The organism is Xenorhabdus bovienii (assembly GCF_024721015.1).
In the GTDB taxonomy this organism is placed as follows: Bacteria; Pseudomonadota; Gammaproteobacteria; order Enterobacterales; family Enterobacteriaceae; genus Xenorhabdus; species Xenorhabdus bovienii.
Map to the genome: position 1 here is coordinate 1 of NZ_JANAIF010000390.1, position 292 is coordinate 292.

Here is a 292-nt window from a genome sequence, read left to right on the forward strand (position 1 = left end):
TCATGGTTAATCAACTCTTATGATGGAATGGTGGGGCATTATTATTGCACGAAATTTCTCATGACGACACCATCTAACGATGCCCCTTATCCGAAAAGCCTTCAAACGTTTACACTATCCTGTTGATATCATCGCCCCGTGCGTGCGTTGGTATCTAGCCTACGCCCTGAGTTTGCGTAATTTGGAAGAAATGATGGCTGAACGGGGGATTGCCGCAGGGGTTACGCATGAAAATATTGAGTGGATAATTCTTTCATTTTTAGAGGGACGCTAATGAAAGAATTAGTGGAGG

General features: G+C 43.8%; 1 pseudogene. It reads left to right on the top strand.

Annotated elements, in window-relative coordinates:
* Nucleotides 1–79 precede the first annotated feature (79 nt).
* Nucleotides 80–250, top strand: a pseudogene (locus tag NXS07_RS21150) (IS6 family transposase); the annotation flags it as partial.
* Nucleotides 251–292 lie beyond the last annotated feature (42 nt).